The organism is Rhodopseudomonas sp. BR0C11 (genome assembly GCF_010820945.1).
Classification (GTDB): Bacteria; Pseudomonadota; Alphaproteobacteria; order Rhizobiales; family Xanthobacteraceae; genus Rhodopseudomonas; species Rhodopseudomonas palustris_H.
On sequence record NZ_QTKI01000049.1, the window covers coordinates 1 to 18,421 of the forward strand.

Annotated in this window: 15 protein-coding genes; 3 read left to right on the top strand and 12 right to left on the bottom strand. The window is 66.3% G+C overall.

The features are described 5' to 3' along the window. Positions 1-566, top strand: a 566-nt coding sequence (locus tag DYI24_RS06530) for an adenylate/guanylate cyclase domain-containing protein (RefSeq protein WP_164571701.1), incomplete at its 5' end; no start/stop codon positions are given. Positions 567-963: 397 nt separating this feature from the next. Here the strand turns inward: DYI24_RS06530 and clpS are convergent. Next, positions 964-1,269 carry an ATP-dependent Clp protease adapter ClpS gene (gene clpS / locus DYI24_RS06535; protein WP_047309913.1) on the bottom strand — a complete coding sequence of 102 codons (306 nt, stop codon included), beginning with the start codon at positions 1,267-1,269 and terminating at the stop codon, positions 964-966. A gap of 51 nt (positions 1,270-1,320) precedes the next feature. Continuing rightward, positions 1,321-1,458 carry a hypothetical protein gene (locus DYI24_RS06540; protein ID WP_164571702.1) on the bottom strand — a complete coding sequence of 46 codons (138 nt, stop codon included), beginning with the start codon at positions 1,456-1,458 and terminating at the stop codon, positions 1,321-1,323. 45 nt (positions 1,459-1,503) lie between these two features. Here DYI24_RS06540 and DYI24_RS06545 point away from each other — a divergent pair, with 45 nt between their 5' ends. Next, entirely contained in the window at positions 1,504-2,340 is an 837-nt protein-coding gene (locus tag DYI24_RS06545) for a DUF1194 domain-containing protein (RefSeq protein WP_164571703.1), read from the top strand. 125 nt (positions 2,341-2,465) lie between these two features. On the opposite strand, the gene yiaY is transcribed toward DYI24_RS06545, so the two are convergent. Both yiaY and adh read right to left on the bottom strand, forming a co-directional pair. After that, positions 2,466-3,617, bottom strand: a complete 1,152-nt coding sequence (gene yiaY / locus DYI24_RS06550; RefSeq protein WP_164571704.1) for an L-threonine dehydrogenase — start codon at positions 3,615-3,617, stop codon at positions 2,466-2,468. Between the two features lie 185 nt (positions 3,618-3,802). Next, positions 3,803-5,305: an aldehyde dehydrogenase gene (adh, locus tag DYI24_RS06555; protein ID WP_205523398.1), complete on the bottom strand. Its 1,503-nt coding sequence runs from the start codon at positions 5,303-5,305 to the stop codon at positions 3,803-3,805. Between the two features lie 258 nt (positions 5,306-5,563). Between adh and DYI24_RS06560 the strand changes: the two genes are divergently transcribed. Then, entirely contained in the window at positions 5,564-7,453 is a 1,890-nt protein-coding gene (locus DYI24_RS06560) for a sigma-54-dependent Fis family transcriptional regulator (RefSeq protein ID WP_164571706.1), read from the top strand. 266 nt (positions 7,454-7,719) lie between these two features. Here DYI24_RS06560 and DYI24_RS06565 read toward each other — a convergent pair whose 3' ends face one another. The 8 genes from DYI24_RS06565 to DYI24_RS06600 all read right to left on the bottom strand — a co-directional run bounded on the left by DYI24_RS06565 (position 7,720) and on the right by DYI24_RS06600 (position 18,321). Beyond that, the gene (locus DYI24_RS06565) at positions 7,720-9,117 is read right to left on the bottom strand and encodes a carotenoid oxygenase family protein (RefSeq protein ID WP_164571707.1); all 1,398 of its coding nucleotides are present in this window, start codon (positions 9,115-9,117) and stop codon (positions 7,720-7,722) included. Between the two features lie 32 nt (positions 9,118-9,149). Beyond that, entirely contained in the window at positions 9,150-10,526 is a 1,377-nt protein-coding gene (locus tag DYI24_RS06570) for a vWA domain-containing protein (protein ID WP_164571708.1), read from the bottom strand. Further along, on the bottom strand, positions 10,519-11,628 hold the full coding sequence (locus DYI24_RS06575; RefSeq protein WP_164571709.1) for an AAA family ATPase: 1,110 nt from the start codon (positions 11,626-11,628) through the stop codon (positions 10,519-10,521). The genes DYI24_RS06570 and DYI24_RS06575 overlap by 8 nt, the downstream gene beginning before the upstream one ends. An 18-nt stretch (positions 11,629-11,646) precedes the next feature. Next, a complete protein-coding gene (locus DYI24_RS06580; RefSeq protein WP_164571710.1) occupies positions 11,647-12,693 on the bottom strand; it encodes a hypothetical protein in 1,047 nt (348 codons plus the stop codon). A 182-nt stretch (positions 12,694-12,875) separates the two neighbouring features. Next, positions 12,876-13,871, bottom strand: coding sequence for an alpha/beta fold hydrolase (locus tag DYI24_RS06585; RefSeq protein ID WP_164571711.1), 996 nt, complete (start codon positions 13,869-13,871; stop codon positions 12,876-12,878). Between the two features lie 173 nt (positions 13,872-14,044). After that, complete coding sequence (locus DYI24_RS06590; RefSeq protein ID WP_164571712.1) at positions 14,045-15,562, bottom strand: M81 family metallopeptidase; 1,518 nt, start codon at positions 15,560-15,562, stop codon at positions 14,045-14,047. 145 nt (positions 15,563-15,707) lie between these two features. After that, positions 15,708-17,360: an ABC transporter ATP-binding protein gene (locus DYI24_RS06595; protein WP_164571713.1), complete on the bottom strand. Its 1,653-nt coding sequence runs from the start codon at positions 17,358-17,360 to the stop codon at positions 15,708-15,710. 70 nt (positions 17,361-17,430) lie between these two features. Then, positions 17,431-18,321, bottom strand: a complete 891-nt coding sequence (locus tag DYI24_RS06600) for an ABC transporter permease (RefSeq protein WP_107343363.1) — start codon at positions 18,319-18,321, stop codon at positions 17,431-17,433. Between the last annotated feature and the right edge of the window lie 100 nt (positions 18,322-18,421).

Sequence of the window (18,421 nt, forward strand, 5' to 3'; positions counted from 1 at the left end):
TGTCCGATCTGCGCGGCTTCTCGGCGCTGTCCGACGGCCTGCCGCCGGAGATCATGGTCAAGGTGCTGAACGCGTATTTCGACTGCCAGGTCGCGGCGATCGCGGGCCATGGCGGCGAGGTGCTGAAGTTCATGGGCGACGGCCTGCTCGCGGTGTTTCCGATCGCCGATGACGGCAGCGACGCCGCCGAGGTCTGCGGCCGGATGCTGGCTGCGGCTAATGAATGCCGCGCCAGCATCGCGGATCTGAATTTCGTCGAGGGCGCCCACGTCATCGAGAGCTTCCGCTTCGGCGTCGCGCTGCATGTCGGGCAGGTGCTGTACGGCAATATCGGCGGCGGCAACCGGCTCGACTTCACCTGCATCGGCCCGGCGGTGAATCTCGCCGCAAGGCTGGAGCGGCTCGCCGCCCGGCTCGGCCGCACCGTGGTCGCCTCCAGCGATTTCGTCGGGCTGTGCTCGGAAGGCTGGAGCGACCTCGGCGAATTCCCGATGGCCGGCTTCTCCCACGCCGAGCGCGTCCACGGCCTGACCGACGAGACCCCGCTTGCCGCCGAAGGGCTGTGAGACACTGAACCATCAAGTTGCCGAGCGTCATCCGCGGGCTTTACCCGCGAATCCATCGCGCGCGCAGCGCGCGTCTAGAGCGTCTCTGCTTTTGACAGAATCAGGACCGAACTTCCTAGCGGTCGCAGCCTTTAGAGCCTCATGGTGAGGAGGCGCGAAGCGCCGTCTCGAACCATGCGCCGCAGGCGATGTGGTTCCTCATCCTTCGAGACGCCCGGCTTTGCCGGGCTCCTCAGGATGAGGGCTTCGGACGCTTGGCAAAGGCCAAATCCGCTTCAAACAATCGATGAAGCGCTCTAGAACGGCCTATTGCAGGAGATGGATCGCCGGGTCGAGCCCGGCGATGACGCTCTTTTCCGGTAACAGGTGCGCCGATTTTGGTACTACGCCGCCGGAACTACTCCTCTGGCTCTGTCGTAAACAGCAGCGGATAGCCCTTGGCGCGGCCGGCGTCGGTGGCGCGAGTAGCTTTGGTTTCGGCGACGTCCTTGGTGAACACGCCGACGACGCAGACGCCGCGCTGATGCGCGGTGAGCATCACCTTATAGGCCTGGTCCTCGGTCATCCGGAACTCGGCCTTCAGCACCGACACTACGAATTCGCGCGGTGTGTAGTCGTCGTTGACCAGGATCACCTTGTGCAGCTTCGGCCGCTCGACCTTGATTTTGGCCTTGGTCTTCGGCTTCAGGTCGATGTTGCTCATCAGGGGCCGACCCGCGTGAAATGCTGAAATGCCTGCAATGCGGGTCCTATCCTACAGCGTCGCCCGCCCGACGAAAACCAGCCCGCCGTTGAGCCGTGTAGCGCCGTCCTTCGCATCGCACTCACGATCGATCATCATCAGTGACTGGAAAGTGATCGGAATGGAACCGGCTGGGCCGCTTTCCGTCATCTGTTTTGCATGTCACCATCGCGGTTGGTCGACCGGAGGGCTGCAATGCGCTGGTGGGTCTCGATCGGAATGCTCGCCGCTGCGATGGCGGCCGGTGTCGCCGCGATTGCCGCGCCCAACCAGGCGCCGCAATCAGCAGCGGGTGACGACGCCAAACAGGTCGACGTCGAACTGGTGTTGGCCGTCGATGTCTCCTACTCGATGGATGTCGACGAACTCGCGGTGCAGCGCGAAGGCTACGCGCAGGCGCTGATCTCCGGCGAATTCCTCAAGACTCTGACGAGCGGTCCGACCGGGCGCATCGCGGTGACGTATTTCGAGTGGGCCGCGTCCTCAGATCAGAAAATCATTCTGCCCTGGCACATTATCGACGGGCCGGAATCGGCCGATGCGGTCGCGGCCGAGATCCTGAAGGCCCCGCTGCGCCGTGCCTCGCGAACCTCGATCTCCGGCGCGATCAACTTCGCGCTGCCGCTGTTCGAACAGAACCCGTATCACGGGCTGCGCCGGGTGATCGATATCTCCGGCGATGGCCCGAACAATAACGGCGAACCGGTGACGATCGCGCGCGATGCCGCCGTCGCCAAGGGCGTCGTCATCAACGGCCTGCCGATCATGGTGAAAGAGCCGTCCTATTCGATGATGGATATCGAAAATCTGGATTACTACTACGAGGATTGCGTGATCGGCGGTCCCGGCGCCTTCGTGGTCGGCATCAAGGATCGCGCCAAGTTCAAAGAGGCGATCCATACCAAGCTGGTGATGGAGGTCGCCGGCCACACGCCGCCGGCCCGCATCGTCCCGATCGCCGATGAACACCGGCCGGCGCGGGTGTCGTGCCTGATCGGCGAGAAGGTCTGGCAGGACCGGTGGGGGCGGTGAGGCGCGGACGCATGTTGTGCGTCCACGCGGTTGGTCGAAGCGGGATGACTTGCGGTTAGGTGAGAAGCCATCCCGCTCCGAGGTGTGGTCGGAGACGTTTGTGTCCGACCGCGACGCAAACGAGGTCAGGCCGCCGCGCGGAAGATGGTTTCGATCTCGGTCTGCGTCGCCTGCTTCGGATTGGTGAAGCCGCACGCATCCTTCAATGCGTTGGCGGCGAGAACCGGCACGTCCGCCTCCTTCATGCCGAGCCCGCCGAGGCCGGATGGAATGCCGACGTCGGTGGACAGCCGCTGGATGGCGTGAATCGCGGCGTCGGCGCCCTGGGCGTCGGTCATGCCGGTGGTATCGACGCCGAGCGCATGCGCGACGTCCTTCAGCCGGCCCGCCGCGACCTGCGCGTTATAGGCTTGCACGTGTGGCAGCAGCACCGCGTTGCAGACGCCGTGCGGCAGGTCGTAGAAGCCGCCGAGCTGGTGCGCCATCGCGTGCACATAGCCGAGCGAGGCGTTGTTGAACGCCATCCCGGCGAGGAAGCCCGCATACGACATCGCTTCGCGGGCGGCGAGGTTTTGGCCCTCGGCGACGACGGTGCGCAGGCTGTTGGAGATGATCGACACCGCCTTCAGCGCGCAGGAGTCGGTGATCGGCGTTGCGGCGATCGACACATAGGCTTCGATCGCGTGCGTTAGCGCATCCATGCCGGTCGCAGCGGTCAGGGCCGGCGGCTTGCCGAGCATCAGCACCGGATCGTTGACCGACAGCAGCGGCGTGGTGTGGCGGTCGACGATCGCCATCTTCACCTGCCGCTCTTCGTCGGTGATGATGCAGAACCGCGTCATCTCGCTCGCCGTGCCGGCCGTGGTGTTGACGGCGATCAGCGGAAGCTGGGCGTGCGCCGACCGGTCGACGCCTTCATAGTCCTTGATACTGCCGCCATTGGTTGCGGTGAGCGCGATCCCCTTCGCGCAGTCGTGCGCCGAACCGCCGCCGAGCGAGATCACGCAGTCGCAATTCTCCTGCTTCAGTAGCGCCAGCCCGTCCTCGACGTTCTTGATCGTTGGGTTCGGCTTGGCGCCGGGGAACACGACGCTGGTAACGTTGCGCTCGATCAGCATCGAGGCGATCTGATCGGCCACGCCGAGCTTGTGCAGCCCGCTGTCGGTGACGATCAGCGCCCGCTTGAAGCCGCGCGCCTTGGCCTGGTCGGCCGCGCTCGACACGCAGCCGGCACCGAACAGGTTGAGGGAGGGGATGAAGAATGTAGTCGCCGTCATTGGTGCTTCCTTCCATTGAGTTTGTTGTTGATCGGTGGTCGATGAGCTGTCCGGCTGGGCTGCTGCCGTGGAGCCGGACGCGCTCCTTTTGCAGGGCAAAACCCCGCTAGGCGGGCGGCGCGATACGCCGCCCGGCATTGCTGCGGCGGGGTGCTGTGCACCCGCCGATGAAATGAGTTGTCGTCTCAGAAGAAGCCGAGCGGCCCGGTGCCGTAGCTCACCAGCAGGTTCTTGGTGTGCTGATAGTGATCGAGCATCATCTTGTGCGTCTCGCGCCCGATGCCGGATTGCTTGTAGCCGCCGAACGCCGCGTGCGCCGGATAGGCGTGGTAGCAGTTGGTCCACACCCGGCCCGCGGCGATGGCGCGTCCAAACCGATAGGCACGGGTGCCATCCCGCGTCCAGACGCCGGCGCCGAGTCCATACTGGGTGTCGTTGGCGATCGCCACCGCTTCGGCTTCGTCCTTGAAGGTGGTGACCGACACTACCGGACCGAAGATTTCCTCCTGGAAGATCCGCATCTGGTTGTGACCGCGGAACACGGTCGGATGCACGTAGTAGCCGCCGGCGAGATCGCCGGGCAGCTGCGCGCGTGCCCCGCCCGCCAGGAGTTCGGCGCCTTCGTGGCGGCCGATCTCGATGTAGGACAGGATCTTGTCGAGCTGTTCCTGCGAGGCCTGCGCGCCGATCATCGTCGCCGGATCGCGCGGGTCGCCTTGGCGGATCGCGGCGACGCGGGCGAGTGCGCGCTCCATGAACCGTTCGTAGATCGACTCCTGCACCAGCGCGCGGCTCGGGCAGGTGCACACCTCGCCCTGGTTGAGCGCGAACATCACGAAGCCTTCGATCGCCTTGTCGAAGAACGGATCGTCTTCGGCCGCAACGTCGCCGAAGAAGATGTTGGGCGATTTGCCGCCGAGTTCGAGCGACACCGGCACCAGGTTTTCGCTGGCGTATTGCATGATCAGCCGGCCGGTGGAGGTCTCGCCGGTGAAGGCGATCTTGGCGATGCGCGGGCTGGAGGCCAGCGGCTTGCCGGCTTCGACGCCGAAGCCGTTGACGATGTTGACGACGCCGGGCGGCAGCAGATCGCCGACCAGTTCGGCCCACACCAGGATCGAGGCCGGTGTCTGTTCGGCCGGCTTCAGTACCACGCAGTTGCCGGCGGCGAGCGCGGGTGCCAGCTTCCACGCCGCCATCAGCAGCGGGAAGTTCCAGGGAATGATCTGGCCGACGACGCCGAGCGGTTCGTGGAAGTGATACGCGATGGTGTCGTGATCGATCTCCGAGATCGAGCCTTCCTGCGCGCGGAGCGCACCTGCGAAATAGCGGAAGTGATCGATCGCCAGCGGCAGGTCGGCAGCACGCGTCTCGCGGATCGGCTTGCCATTGTCGAGCGTTTCGGCGATCGCGAGCAGATCGAGATTGGCTTCCATCCGATCGGCGATGCGATTGAGAATGAGTGACCGTTCTGTCGTCGTGGTCTTGGCCCAGCTGATGCTGGCCGTGTGCGCTGCATCAAGCGCGAGTTCGACATCTTCCTTTTGTGAACGCGGGATTTCGGTGAGTTTTGCGCCGGTGATCGGGGTGGTGTTGTCGAAGTATCTGCCGTCGACCGGCTCCACCCAGCGGCCGCCGATGAAGTTGCCGTAGCGGGTCTTGAACACCGTGCTGGCGTCCGGATGCATCGTTGTGATGAGGTTCATGGCTTCCTCCCGTTTGTTTTGAAGCGGATGGAACTACGCACGACGCATGCCAGGTGTGCGGGACGCCTGCGGCCATTGGCCTCCGAACTGATCAGTTCGTTGAAAAGACTGGGAGGATTCTAGATCGGAGCGCGCTCGCTCCGGGTGGTGATGTCTGGACAGCACCTCCGGCTGCGTGTGATACTTGCAGCAGTTGGACGCCACACCTGTTGCAGAATCCAACACTCCGAGGATCCGCTCATGTCAATCGCATCAAGCCGTGATGCCGTCGTCACTGCGCGCCGCCGCTTCTTCGGGGAGGGGCGTCCCGTCGACGGAATGCTCGCCGCACCGATCCTGCGCTCGTGGCAGCGCTGCGCCGGCCAGGGGCTGGACGCCAGCCGCTCGCCGCTGGTCGAACCGCCCACCGCCCGCGAACTGCGCGAATTGCAGGAACGCCATGACAGGCTCGGCCGCCTCGCGCGGCCGGAGCTGAACGCACTGCAAGGCGACGCGCGTCTCACCGACAGCGTCGTCATTCTCACCGACGCGGTCGGCGTGGTTCTCGATATGATCGGCTCCGGCGAGTTTGCGGGCCGTGCCGCGCAGGTGGCGTTGCGGCCCGGCGTCTCCTGGAGCGAGGCCGACACCGGCACCAATGCGATCGGCACCGCGCTGGTCGAGCGTCAGCCGATTGCGGTGCACGGCGCCGAGCACTTCTTCGAACGTCATCGCATTCTGGCTTGCGCGGCTGCACCGCTGATCGATCCGCGCGGTGTGGTGGCCGGTGCGCTCGATATGACCGGGCCGGCCGCGATCCGCCATGTCCATGCACTCGGGCTGATGCGGCTCGCCGCCGAGCAGATCGAGCACCGGTTCTTCACCGAAGGATTCGAGCACTGCACCATGCTGCGGCTGCACACCGACCGCGCGCTGCTCGGCACGCCGCGCGAGGGCGTGCTGGCGTTTGCCGATGGCGTGCTGATCGGTGCCAATCGGCACGGCCTCGAGCTGATGAACCTGGATTGGCCGGCGCTCGACCTCGCACGACTGGAAACGCTGCTGCCGGGTGTCCGCCCCTCCGAACAAATTCAAATGCTGCGCGGACCTCGCGGCACCCGGCTGTGGGGCCGGCTGGTCGAACCGCGGCGGCGCAGCCCGCGCGCGCCGGCTGCGCCCGCCGTTGCTCCGGTGCCTGCTGCTCCGGCCGGCGAGGTCGAGCCGATCCTCGATGCGGAGATGATGGCGCAGCTGTCGCGCACCGTGCGGCTCGTCGAGGCCGGAATCCCGGTGTTGCTGCTCGGCGAGACTGGATCGGGCAAGGACGTCTTCGCGCGCCGGGTTCACGCTGAGAGTGCGCGGCGCAACAAGCCGTTCGTTCCGGTGAACTGTGCAGCGCTGCCGGAAGGGCTGATCGAGTCGGAGCTGTTCGGCTATGAGGCCGGTGCCTTCACCGGCGCGCGGCGGCAGGGCGCGCCCGGGCTGCTGCGCCAGGCCGATGGCGGCGTGCTGTTTCTCGATGAGATCGGTGACATGCCGCTGTCGCTGCAGAGCCGGCTGCTGCGCGTGCTGCAGGACAAGCAGATCTCGCCGCTCGGCGGCGGCCGGCCGGTGCCGGTCGATTTCGCGCTGATTTGCGCCACGCATCAGCCGCTCGGCTCATTGCTGGCCGCCGGCGCGTTCCGCCAGGATTTGTACTTCCGGATTGCTCAATACGTCGTCGAGCGGCCGCCGGTGCGCCATCACCCGGATCGCCTCGCGCTGGTCCGAAAACTCTGGCGCCAGCTCGGCGGCGAACAGGCCGGCGTTCAGCTCTCCACTGATGTCGAGCGCGTGCTCGCGGCTTACAATTGGCCGGGCAATTATCGGCAGCTGGTCGGAACGCTGCGCGCGCTGCTGGTGCTCGGCGAGCCGGGGCATCCGGTGGAGGTCTCCGCGCTCCCCGCCGAAATCAGTGCAGCGGTTGGTGCGGCGGAGAGCCAAGCGCCCGTTGCGCCGCCGCCGACGTCGCTCGCCGAACACACTCGCTCGGCGCTGCAGGCCGCGCTCGATGCCAGCGGCGGCAACGTCTCGCGCGCCGCACGCCGGCTCGGCATCGATCGAAGCACGTACTATCGACGCCTGCTGAAGGACAAGGATCGCGGCCGATGAGCGGTGGGGCTTGCAGGTTAGCTCCTGCGTTCCCTGGATCAGTTCTGTTTATGATAGAACTGGAATCGCGCTTCGGAGCGCTCACAACAGGCACAACCTCATGGTGAGGAGGCGCGGAGCGCCGTCTCGAACCATGTGCCGAAAGTCATACGGCTCCTCATCCTTCGAGACGCCCGGCTTTGCCGGGCTCCTCAGGATGAGGACTTTAGGACCTTGGCAAGCGCTCAGTCCGCTTCAATCCATCGATTGAGCGCTCTAACGAGAGTTCAGTCCGCCGCCACCCAATTGCCGTGGAAGCCGTCCGGAATACGGTGGCCGAGCTGGACCAGAGCGATCGGACCGGCGGCGATGTCGGAGGCGTTGAAGACGGCGAGGTCGCTGCGGTTCTCGCAGCCGCGCCACACCACCGCGAGCAGCCAGCCGTCGGCTTCGCCTGAGTCCTTGCTGCGCGGCACGAACACCGGCTCGCCGATGGTGTCGCCGATCGGCAGGAAGTAGCGCGCGCGGCGTTCGCCGTCGCCGCCGACATGCACCAGCCCGGACAGCACGTCGGGCGCTTCCGGATTCATGCAGGCGTACCAGCCATGGCGGCTGCGCAGGCCGGCGCGGCGCTCGTCGATCCGCGGAAATTCTCCGTTGATGTCGTCGAGGTAGGTGCGCTGGAAGCTGTCGCTGCGGCCGGCGAGGTCGAACGTCCAGCGGCACAGCCGCGCGCGAGATTTATCCGGATCGAGCGACCTGCCGTCGGTGTCGGTGAAGAACGGCGGCGCTTCCGACTGCATCACGTCGGCGATGATCGTGTTGCCCTCGTCCCAGGCGTTCATGACGTGAAACACGAAGCACGGCTCGCTGCGGAACCAGCGGATGTCGCGGACGCTGCCGCTGCGCGGCATCACGCCGACATACGAGCCCTTGCGCGGCTCCCAGGCATAAGGCGGCTTGCCGCGAACCGCGCGCCAGATGCTGCCGGTGAGCGGCAGGATCGGAAACAGCACGTGCTTTGCGGTGACGATGAAGTCGTGCACCATCGCCGAATACGGCGCCTTGAAGCGCTCCAGCCGAGTCAGCCGGCCGGAGGCATCGATCGCGCCGTGCATCATGCCGCGGCCGAGCGGCCGGCCGACATTGTAGCCGAAGAACAGCATCTCGCCGGTGACCGGGTCGATCTTCGGATGCGCCGTGAACGGCCCCTGCAGCGCGCCGCCATAGTCGCAATAGCCGCGGGTCTCAAGCGTCTCACGTTCGATCTGCATCGGCAGATGCGCTTCTTCCAGCGCCAGCAGCCGCCCGGCGTGATACACCACGTTGGTGTTGGCGACGTTGCCGTCGCGCGGCGTCGAGGCCGGTGCATCCTTCAGCCGCATGTTGAATTCGCCGTACAGCGGCCGTCCGGCGGCATGCTCGGCCAGCCATTTCGGCGTCCGCACCCAGCGATTGCGATACGAAGCGCGGCCGTTTTCGAGATGAAACGCGTGCAGCATGCCGTCACCGAAGAACCAGTGCGCGTTCGGCGAGACGAATTGCGGGTTGGCGCCGTTGCGATACAGCGTGCCGTTCAGCTCGCGCGGCAGTTCGCCCTTGATGGTGAGGAACGGCGCGTCGCACTCCATCGGAATCGGCGCGATATTGTCCCAGGTCTGGGGTACGCCTCTCACCTGCAGCATGTCGTCGGCCTCCTCGTCGTCGCCGCAAGTTATTAGTCGAGTGGAAGCAGCCGTCCAAACGGCTGCACCGCGTGGGCATGCTCCTGCGGCACCGCCCAGATCACCGGCCAGCGCGGCTTGAACTCCGCCGGGCCTTCGAGATCGGTCAGCACCACGGTGATATCGGGCTTGTGCCGGTCGGCCTCGGCGAGCAGCGGCGTGAAGTTGGTGCCGCCGCCGCCGGCAAATTCGATCTCGCTGAGCACGAAGCGGCGTCCGGGCTCGAAGAACTCGACCTGCCGCACCCGTTCGTCGCCGATGATCAGCACCAGGCCGGCCTCCTGGCGCCGGATGATGGTTTCGATCTCGGTGGCGAAGCGCTGCATCAGCTGATCGTCGATCGAGCCGGAAACGTCGATGATCAGCGCCAGCCGCGGCTCGTTCTTGGTCGGGCTGAAGCCCGGTTCGAACGGCATCCGGTGATTGCCGGCGCGGCCCTGGTTGGCGATGTAGGAGCGCGTCGGGCGCGACCAGGTCAGCGCCGGCTTGCGGGCAAGGCCGCGCGCAAGCTGCACCCGCAACACCTGAGCCCACGGTGTGCGGCTGTGCGGCAGATCGGCGATCAGCGCGCGCAGCATCGAGAATGCGCCGTCGCCGGCATGGCCGCGCAGAATGCGCTCGCTCCATTCGCGGGCCAGCTCGGCCTCGTGTTCGGGTGCTGACTGAGCCTCCGGGTTCGGCACCAGGTCGCGCGCGCCGCCGGCGCCGAGCGCCCGCACCTTGGCCGAACGGGCGCCGTCGCTGCGCTGGGCGGTCTCGCTCTCCGACGTGCCGGATTGGGATTGGGCCTGATCCTTGCCGCCGGAGCCCGACGAGTCGGCCTTGGAGCCTTGCTGCGATTGCCGGCCGGATTGCTGCTTGCCGCTGGTGCCGTCGTCGCGGTCGTCGATCGCGCGGTACAGCTTCTCGACGTCCCATTCGAGCAGCGCCGATTCCGGCTGCTGCTCGCGGCCGAGCGCCTTGAATACGATCTGCTCCAGCATCACCGCGTCGTCCGGCAGATGCAGCCAGCTCAGATGCGCCAGCGTGGTGTTGACGATGGCGTCGGCGCAGATGTTGAACAGTTCGAGGTCGACGTCGCCTTGTGTACGTTGCAGCTCGACGAAACGCTGCGAGTGGCGCAGCGCGATGTGCAGCACCTCGTGCGCAACGAGTCCGACCTGGTCGGGCAGGGGCAATCGATCGAACGCGGCGCTGTAGTACACTGTGGTGCCGTCGGTCACCGCGGCGGGTGTCTCAGCCGGTGTATCGTCCGGCAGATCGCGATGTTGCACCCACAGCGCCAGTCCGCCGGTCGAGGGCGCGAATTCCACCATGCGCTGGATTGCGCGCGTGCCGCGGTGGCAGTAGAGCGCGCCCGGCTCAGGCATCGGCGGCTTCCAATTGCCGGCGGTCGGCGTAGCGGGCATAGGCCGGGCTGTCGAGGATCGCGGCCTCGAGGCCGTTCTCCAGCCCGCGCTGCATCAATAGCTCCATCGCCAGTGTCTGTGCTTCGCGGATCGGCAGTGGCACGGTGCTGCGGATGTCCGGCAGTTGCTCGATGATCTCCAGCGCCCGCGCCAGGGTGTCCTTGTCGGCGCTGGCGGCGAGCAGCCCGTACAGCATGCCGTACAGCGCATCGAGCGACTTCGGCAGCAGCGCCGCGGTCTCGGGGCCTGGGCGCGCCGCGAGCAACTTGAGCACGTCGGTGCCGGCCTGGATCTCGCGCAGCACGCCGAAGAACTCCGCGGCGTTTGCGGCGCCGATCCGGCCCTGCACGAACAGCCGCTTGGCGTGGTCGGACAAGCCGGATTTGAGGACGTTAGAGATGTCCTCCCAGCCGCGCGGGCTGGCGCCGATCAGATGATCGCCGGCGAGCTGCGCCTGGGTATCGTCGAGCTTGTCGGGACGGATCTTCAGATACGCCATCACTTCGGGCGCGAAGTCGTGGGTGATGGCGTGGCTGAGGAAGGCGTCGATCGCGGTCTGCACGTTGAAGTGGAACATGCGGTCGGCGAGCGCGGTGCCCATGTCGTGGCTGATCGCGCCGTGGAAGCTGGCGTTACCGGCGGCCACCACCTGCCAGCCGTCGGGCAGGTGGTAATTGCCGACGCGGCGATCGAGGATCAGCGAATAGGCCGAAATCTGCAGCCGCTGATCGGCGGCGGTGAGTTCGTCGAGAAACAGCACGCCTTCGGGCTGGTCGCGCGACGGCAGGAATTCCGGCGGAAACCACACAGTCTTGGCCAGATTCTCATCCGCATAGATCGCGCCGCGGATGTCGACCGGCTCGATCGTGGTGAGTCGGAGATCGATCAGCGGCACCCGATAATGCGCCGCGACCTGGCGGACGATCGACGACTTGCCGACGCCGCGCGTGCCCCACAGCATCGATGCCCGCCGGCGCAGCGTTGGGTCGGCGTATTGCTCGATCAGCGCGGCCTTGGCGGCGGCGATCGAGACCGGGGGGATGTTCATCGGGTTGCCGTGCATCGATCGTGTCCTCGTTCGTCAGGTCGTTTGTGCATCCATCTGTGACGGGGCCGCCTCGGCCTCCGGCAGCCATGTGGCCTTCCAGCGCCGCGGCAGCGGCGGAATTTCCAGCGAGGGTGTCTCGCGCATCCCGAAGGCGCCGAACATCAACAGCGGCGGCGCGCCCATCAGCAGCAGGTTGAAGATCGAATCCTGCGGCACGTCGATCAGCGTCAGGCTGGCGGCGCCGGCGATCAGGCCGCCGAAAAACAGCGCCGGGATCGCGCGGCGGAAGGTCACCGTCCAGCGTGCGCCGCGCAGCTTCCCGTAGTAAGCCGCCGGCGGTCGCGTCAGGGTGCGGGCGAGATGCGCCACCGTCTTTTCCAGCGCGGCTTCGACGCGCCGGCTGAGCTCCGGCTCCTGGCCGCGCACCTTGATCTTACCGGTGAAGCCGGCCTTGCTCTTGCGCAGCGGCGACCACGCCCAGCCGATCACGGCGAGCAGATCTTCGGGCAGTGCCACACCTGGCGTGCTTGGCGTGACGTCGATCTCGGCCGGATAGCCGCGCACCAGCGCCCCGCGCAACAATACGCGGAACCCCGCAATCACGGCCTCCCCACGCAGCAGCACGCGCTGCACGGCATCACCTGCGGCGTGCCGCGTGCCCAGCGGGGCGAGGCGATAGCTCAGCGCGACCACGGCGCCTTCGACGCTGCGGAACTGCTGCTGTGGCAGCACCTGCTCGATCCGCCGCAGCAGGATGTCGAGATCGTCGCCCTGGGTTTCGAGCGTCGCGGTCAGGCCGTCTTCCAGCTTCAGCGTGCGGGTTACCTGATGCAGGCCGGGGCGGGGATTGTCGAGTTGCAGCAGCTCGGTCGCGTTGATGCCGCCGCGGCCGGCTTCCTCGTGCATGACCGGCCTGAACAGCAACCGCCGCGCGAGGCGATCGCTGGCGGCGAGGTCGACCTGATAGCCGCGGCGCGTGAACGGCTGCACAAGCCCCAGGATCTCGTGGTGGGTGAACGGCGGGACCGGCGTGGTCTCGATGCTGCCTGCCGATCCGGTCAGAAGCTGTGCGTAGTTCATTACCGTCAGCAACCTCCGCAAGTGAAGCCTAGGCGGCGCAGCCTTGAGGTCGGCTGCGCCGCGATTCACGCGTCCAAATCGATCGCGTTTGGTCTAGTTTCTTCAACTGCGAAGCGAAGGCAACTCACGCTATTGTTGATCGTGCATGGTTGCTGGAGTTGCCTCGGACATTCGCAGAGCCATTACGCCGATTGCACCAGCGTCGGCTTGCCGACCTCGCTCGGCTGCACCTTCGTCAGGAACTGATCGTACGAAGATACCACCTGATCCAGCACCTCGAAGTGCGGGAACGCGCCGGTGTCGAATTGCAGGATGGTCCAGTTCGAGCGGCCGGCGACGCGGCTCTTGTGACGATAGTCGACGAAGTCGCCGCGCACGCCGTGCGCCATCCACACCGGCAGCCGCAGCTGCTCGTAGATGTGCAGGATGTCGGTGCTGAACATGAAGCCGGCGACGAAGTAGTACGGCGCATGGCGGGCGCCGGGCTGATGCGTGGTGGCGTAGTCGTAATCGACCATCGGTTCGTCGATATCCTTCGAGCCCCAGGCCTTCTCCAGGAACTTGCGGATCACCGGCCGCGCGGTGAGCATCTTGAAGAAGCCGCGGTCCCACAGTTTGACGCGCAGCACGTCGATGATCCAGGAGCGACCGCGGGTGCCGGGCGTGCGCTCGTCGCGAGCCCGGCCTTCGAAGCCGGTCGGGCTGATGAAGCCGAGCGAGCGAAACGCCTGCGGTGTCTCGGTTGCCGCGCGGGCGAGGAACTCGCTCGCCAGCGACAGCGCGAGCGCGTCGATCGGCTGCTCGCCATGGATGCGGCGGATCTGTTCGACCGCGGCGTGGACCGCGTCGGTCATCATTCGCGCGGTGTATTCACGGTCGTCGCGATCGGATTGGCCGAAGCCGGGCAGGTCGATCGCGTACACCGGTCGCTGCTTCGCGTAGTAATCGTACAGCGGCTTGACTTCGTAAGCGGAGCCGGCTGCGTTAATGCTGTGGATCAGCAGCAGCGGCGTGGTGCTGCCATTCGGCTGCGCGTCGCCCGCCGCATAGATCGCAAACCGGCCGACCACGCTGGTGATATCGGTGCGCGCACCCGCCACCGGATTGGCGAGTCCCGTCCGCGCATGATGCTGCTTGATGCTACCTGTATTGATTGCTTGCCCGCTGAGCGACGGCATCTGCGACCTCTCTTGCATTTTGAGCGAACCGTCGAGCCAATCGCGTCAAACCGGGAAGGTTCCAATTCGCGCGCGCTTCACGCTGCTTCAACGCAAGAATGGTATCTGCATACATTGGCGCGCACGAAAATCGACTCGTGCGTGCATGATAGTCCTGCTGCTGACTGGTGCGATCACGAGGGACACGCGTCAGCGCGAATTGACGTCAGTGATGGCGATGAGTTGTTAGTTCGGCGCGACGAACGACTGTCCATTCGGCTTGACACGAATGCCCGCATCGCGCCGGGCGCGGCGCAGATCAGAAGCCGTTCGGCGATCGGTTGAAAGTCGGCGCGGAAATGCACCGAGCTTTTCACGACCAGGATCGCCTGCGCGGTCGGCTCGATGCCGACGTAGCGATACATCGCCTGATCGGCGAGCTGTGCTTTGTGCGATGCGACCACCACGCGCACGCCGCCGATCCGCAGGCAGGCGGACGGCCCCATCTCCATCTCGCGGCCTCCGAAATACGGACCGGGTGCGACGAAGCGGCCGTCGGAGAGTTGCTCGACGACGAAAATCTCCTCGAATGGTGTGTCGCCGGGAATGCCCGACTTGCCGCCGAGCGACAGCGAGATCATCGCGCCGACACCGGCAGCATGCGCGGCCTTCGCAGCGTCCGGATCGTAGATCACGCCGATCGCGGCGCGCTGTGCGTTGTTGCGCACCAAGGCGCGGAGCATGCCGGTGGTGTCGGAGTCGCCGCCGGCGCCGGGATTGTCCTGGGTGTCGGCGATGATGATTGGTTTGGCAGCGGTGCGTGCCAATTCGATCGCACGCTTCACGCCCTCGTCGGGCGAATAGATCTTGCCGTCGAAATCGTTCTCGTGACCGGCCACCAGCGCGGCCACCGCATCCGCTGCCGCATCGGCATCAGCCTGGGTGCGGCCATAGGCGAACACCGACGGCGCGCAGTCCGGAAAGTCGGCGGCCGGAAACCCCGGTGCAAACGACAGCGTCGGCACCGCCTCGCTCTCCAGCGCCGCGAGCTTGTCGTAGATGCCTTTGGTCGGCTGATCGAACGTGCACTGCCACGAGATCGGAATCAGGAACGGCAGTTGCCGGAACGCCTTGGCGAACTTCTGACCGCTGCGCAGCAGCAGCTCCAGATGCTTGGCCGAAGCACGGCCGGTGTCGGCCATATCGACATGCGGATAGGTGCGATAGGCGATCAGCGCGTCGGCATGTTCGATCATCCGCGGCGTGACGTTGGCGTGCAGATCGATGCTGACAACCAGCGGCAGATCGGGGCCGATCACCTCGCGGACGCGCGCCAGAATCTCGCCTTCGCCATCGTCGAGATGTTCGGTGACCATCGCGCCGTGCAGGTCGAGATACACCGCGTCGAGTTGTCCGGCTGCCTTGATGCCGTCGATCATGATTTTGACAACGCGCTCGAATGCGTCTTCTGTGACATGCGCCGACGGGCTGGCGCCGCAGGCGACGGTCGGGATCAGCTCCCAGCCTTTGGCATCGGCCTCTTCGACGAAGCCGGCGAGGCCGACATTGATGCCGCGCATTACCTTGAGCACGTCGGCGCCGATCGTCATCGCCGGCCACCCGCCGCCATGCACGAACGCCTCCCAGGTCGCCTTGGTGGGCGCAAAGGTGTTGGTCTCGTGCAGGAAGCCGCCGACGGCGATGCGGGTCATGGTTGTTGTTCTCTTGCTGACTTAACGTTCGTGATTCCGGGATGCGCCCCAAGGGGCGCATCCCGGAATCCATATCCCCTCGCGGTGGTTATGGATTCCGGGCTCGCCGCTGCGCGGCGCCCCGGAATGACGCGGGGAGAGGGGGTTAGCTCACCATCGCCGCCGGCGCTTCGCTGACGGGACGGAAGTTGGCGAAGTCCCAATGCCGGCCGGGAGCGGCTTCGAGCAGTTGGCGGGTGTAGGCTTGCTTGGGGTGGGTCAACACTTCGCCGGCCGGCCCTTGTTCGACGACGCGGCCTTTCTCCATCACCGCGACATCGTCGCAGATCTGCGCTGCGACGCGCAGGTCGTGGGTGATGAACAGCAGCGCGATGCCGAGCCGGGTCTGAATCTCGTCGAGCAGATTCAGCACCTGCGCCTGCACCGAGACGTCGAGCGCCGACACCGCCTCGTCGGCGACCAGCACGTCGGGATCGAGCGCCAGCGCGCGGGCGATCGCGATGCGCTGGCGCTGGCCGCCGGAGAACTGATGGGGAAAGCGCGAGATCGCATCCGCCGGCAGATGCACCAGCTCGAGCAGTTGCCGCGCCTTGGCGAGCGCTTGCGCCCGCGGCACGCCGTAATTGATCGGCCCTTCCGCAATGCTCTCACCGACGCTGACGCGCGGATTGAGCGAGCGGTACGGGTCCTGGAATACGATCTGGATCTTCTTGCGGTGCGGCCGCAGCAGCCGTCGCGACAGGTCGGAGATCTCGCGGCCGGCCAGCCGGATGCCGCCCGAGGTCGGATCGATCAGCCGAACGATGCAGCGTGCCACGGTGGATTTGCCCGAGCCGCTTTCGCCGACGATGCCGAGGGTGCGTCCCTTGTGCAGCGTCAGCGTCACGTCCTGCGCCGCGACTACCTCGCGCTGGCGGCCGAGCAGCGAGCGCTCGCGATACACCTTGCCGAGCTCGTTGGCCTCCAGCACCACCGGCGTCTTGGCGACGCCGCGCGGCGGCCGCGGCACCAGGCTCGGCACCGCCGACAGCAGGTTGCGGGTGTAGTCCATCTGAGGACGGCGCAGCACCGTCTCGAGCGGGCCGGTCTCCACCAGCCGGCCCTGACGCATAACCGCGACGCGATCGGCGATCTCGGCCACCACGCCCATGTCGTGGGTGATGAACAGCACCGCGGTGCCGTGCGCCTGCTGCAGCTCGCGGATCAGCGTCAGGATCTGCTTCTGGGTGGTGACGTCGAGCGCAGTGGTCGGCTCGTCGGCGATCAACAGCTTCGGCTCGAGCACCAGCGCCATCGCGATCATGATGCGCTGGCGCTGACCGCCCGACAGCCGGTGCGGATAGGAGGCGAAGATCCGCTCGACATCCGGCAGTCGTACCTGCTGCATCATATCGAGGATGCGGCGGCGGCGCTCGCGGGCGGGCAGGTCGGTGTGGAAGCGCAGCACCTCGTCGATCTGCTTGCCGACCGGCACCACCGGATTCAGCGCCGTCATCGGCTCCTGGAAGATCATCGCCATCCGCGACGCGCGAAGCTGCCGCAGCCGCCGTTCGCTGGCGGCCAGCACGTTCTCGCCGGCGAGCCGGATCTCGCCCCCGGAGGCATGCAGCGCGCCTTTCGGCAGCAGCCCCATGGTGGCGAGCGACGTCACCGATTTGCCCGAGCCGCTTTCGCCGACCAGGCACATCGTCTCGCCGGCCCGCACGGTGAGCGATATGCCGTCGATCACCTTGTCGCCATCATTGCTGCGGCCGAGGCGGACGACGAGGTTGTCGATTTCGAGGACGTTATCGGTCATCGGGATGCCTCCACGTCACTGCTTCGTCGATTCGCATTGCGCAATGACGGACTAAGCTTTGAACCGGCTCTCATCGCGAACCCTCGCGCTGTTTCATCCGCGGGTCGAGCGCGTCGCGGGCGGCGTCGCCGATCAGGTTGACGGACAGGATCGCGATCGACAGCAGCAGGCCCGGCCAGAAGATCAGCATCGGCTTGATCTGAAAGTAGGCGCGGCCCTCGGCCATGATGTTGCCCCAGGTCGGCGTCTCCGGGCTGATGCCGGCGCCAAGGAACGACAGGATCGCTTCGGTGAGGATCGCCGAGGCGGCGATGTAGGTGCCCTGCACGATCAGCGGCGCCACCGTGTTCGGCATCAGGTGCCGCGCCATGATCTTCGGCAGGCTGGACCCAAGCGAGATCGCAGCTTCGACATAGGGCTCCTCACGTGCCGTCAGCACCACCGAGCGCACCAGTCGGGCGACGCGCGGAATCTCCGGGATGGTGATGGCGATCAGCACCGTGGTCAGGCTGGCACCAGACAGCGACACCACGGCGATCGCCAGCAGCACGCTGGGGATCGCCATCAGGCCGTCCATCACCCGCATCATCACCGCGTCGACCCAGCGGAAGAAGCCGGCGACCAGGCCGATGACGAGGCCGATCGCGATCGCGACGATCGCCGAGCCGACGCCGATCAGCAGCGACACCCGGCCGCCATAGATGATCCGCGACAGCAGATCGCGGCCATAGGCATCGGTGCCGAGCAGGAATTCGGCGCTCGGCGGCTTGAGCCGCAGCGCCGGCGCCAGCTTCACCGGATCGTGCGGCGCCAGCCACGGCGCGAAGATCGCCATCAGCACCACCAGCGTCAGGCAGATGGTGGCGACGGCGATGATCGGGGTCGACAGCAGGAAGCCGAGCCGCGGACGCATCGGGCGCGGCACCGGGAGGGTCGGTTCGGACATGGTATCGATCGCCATGGTGCGCGCGCCCTCAGTACCGGATACGGGGATCGAGCAGCGTGTAGGCCAGATCGATCAACAGATTGACCGCGACATAGATGCCGCTGGTCAGCAGGAT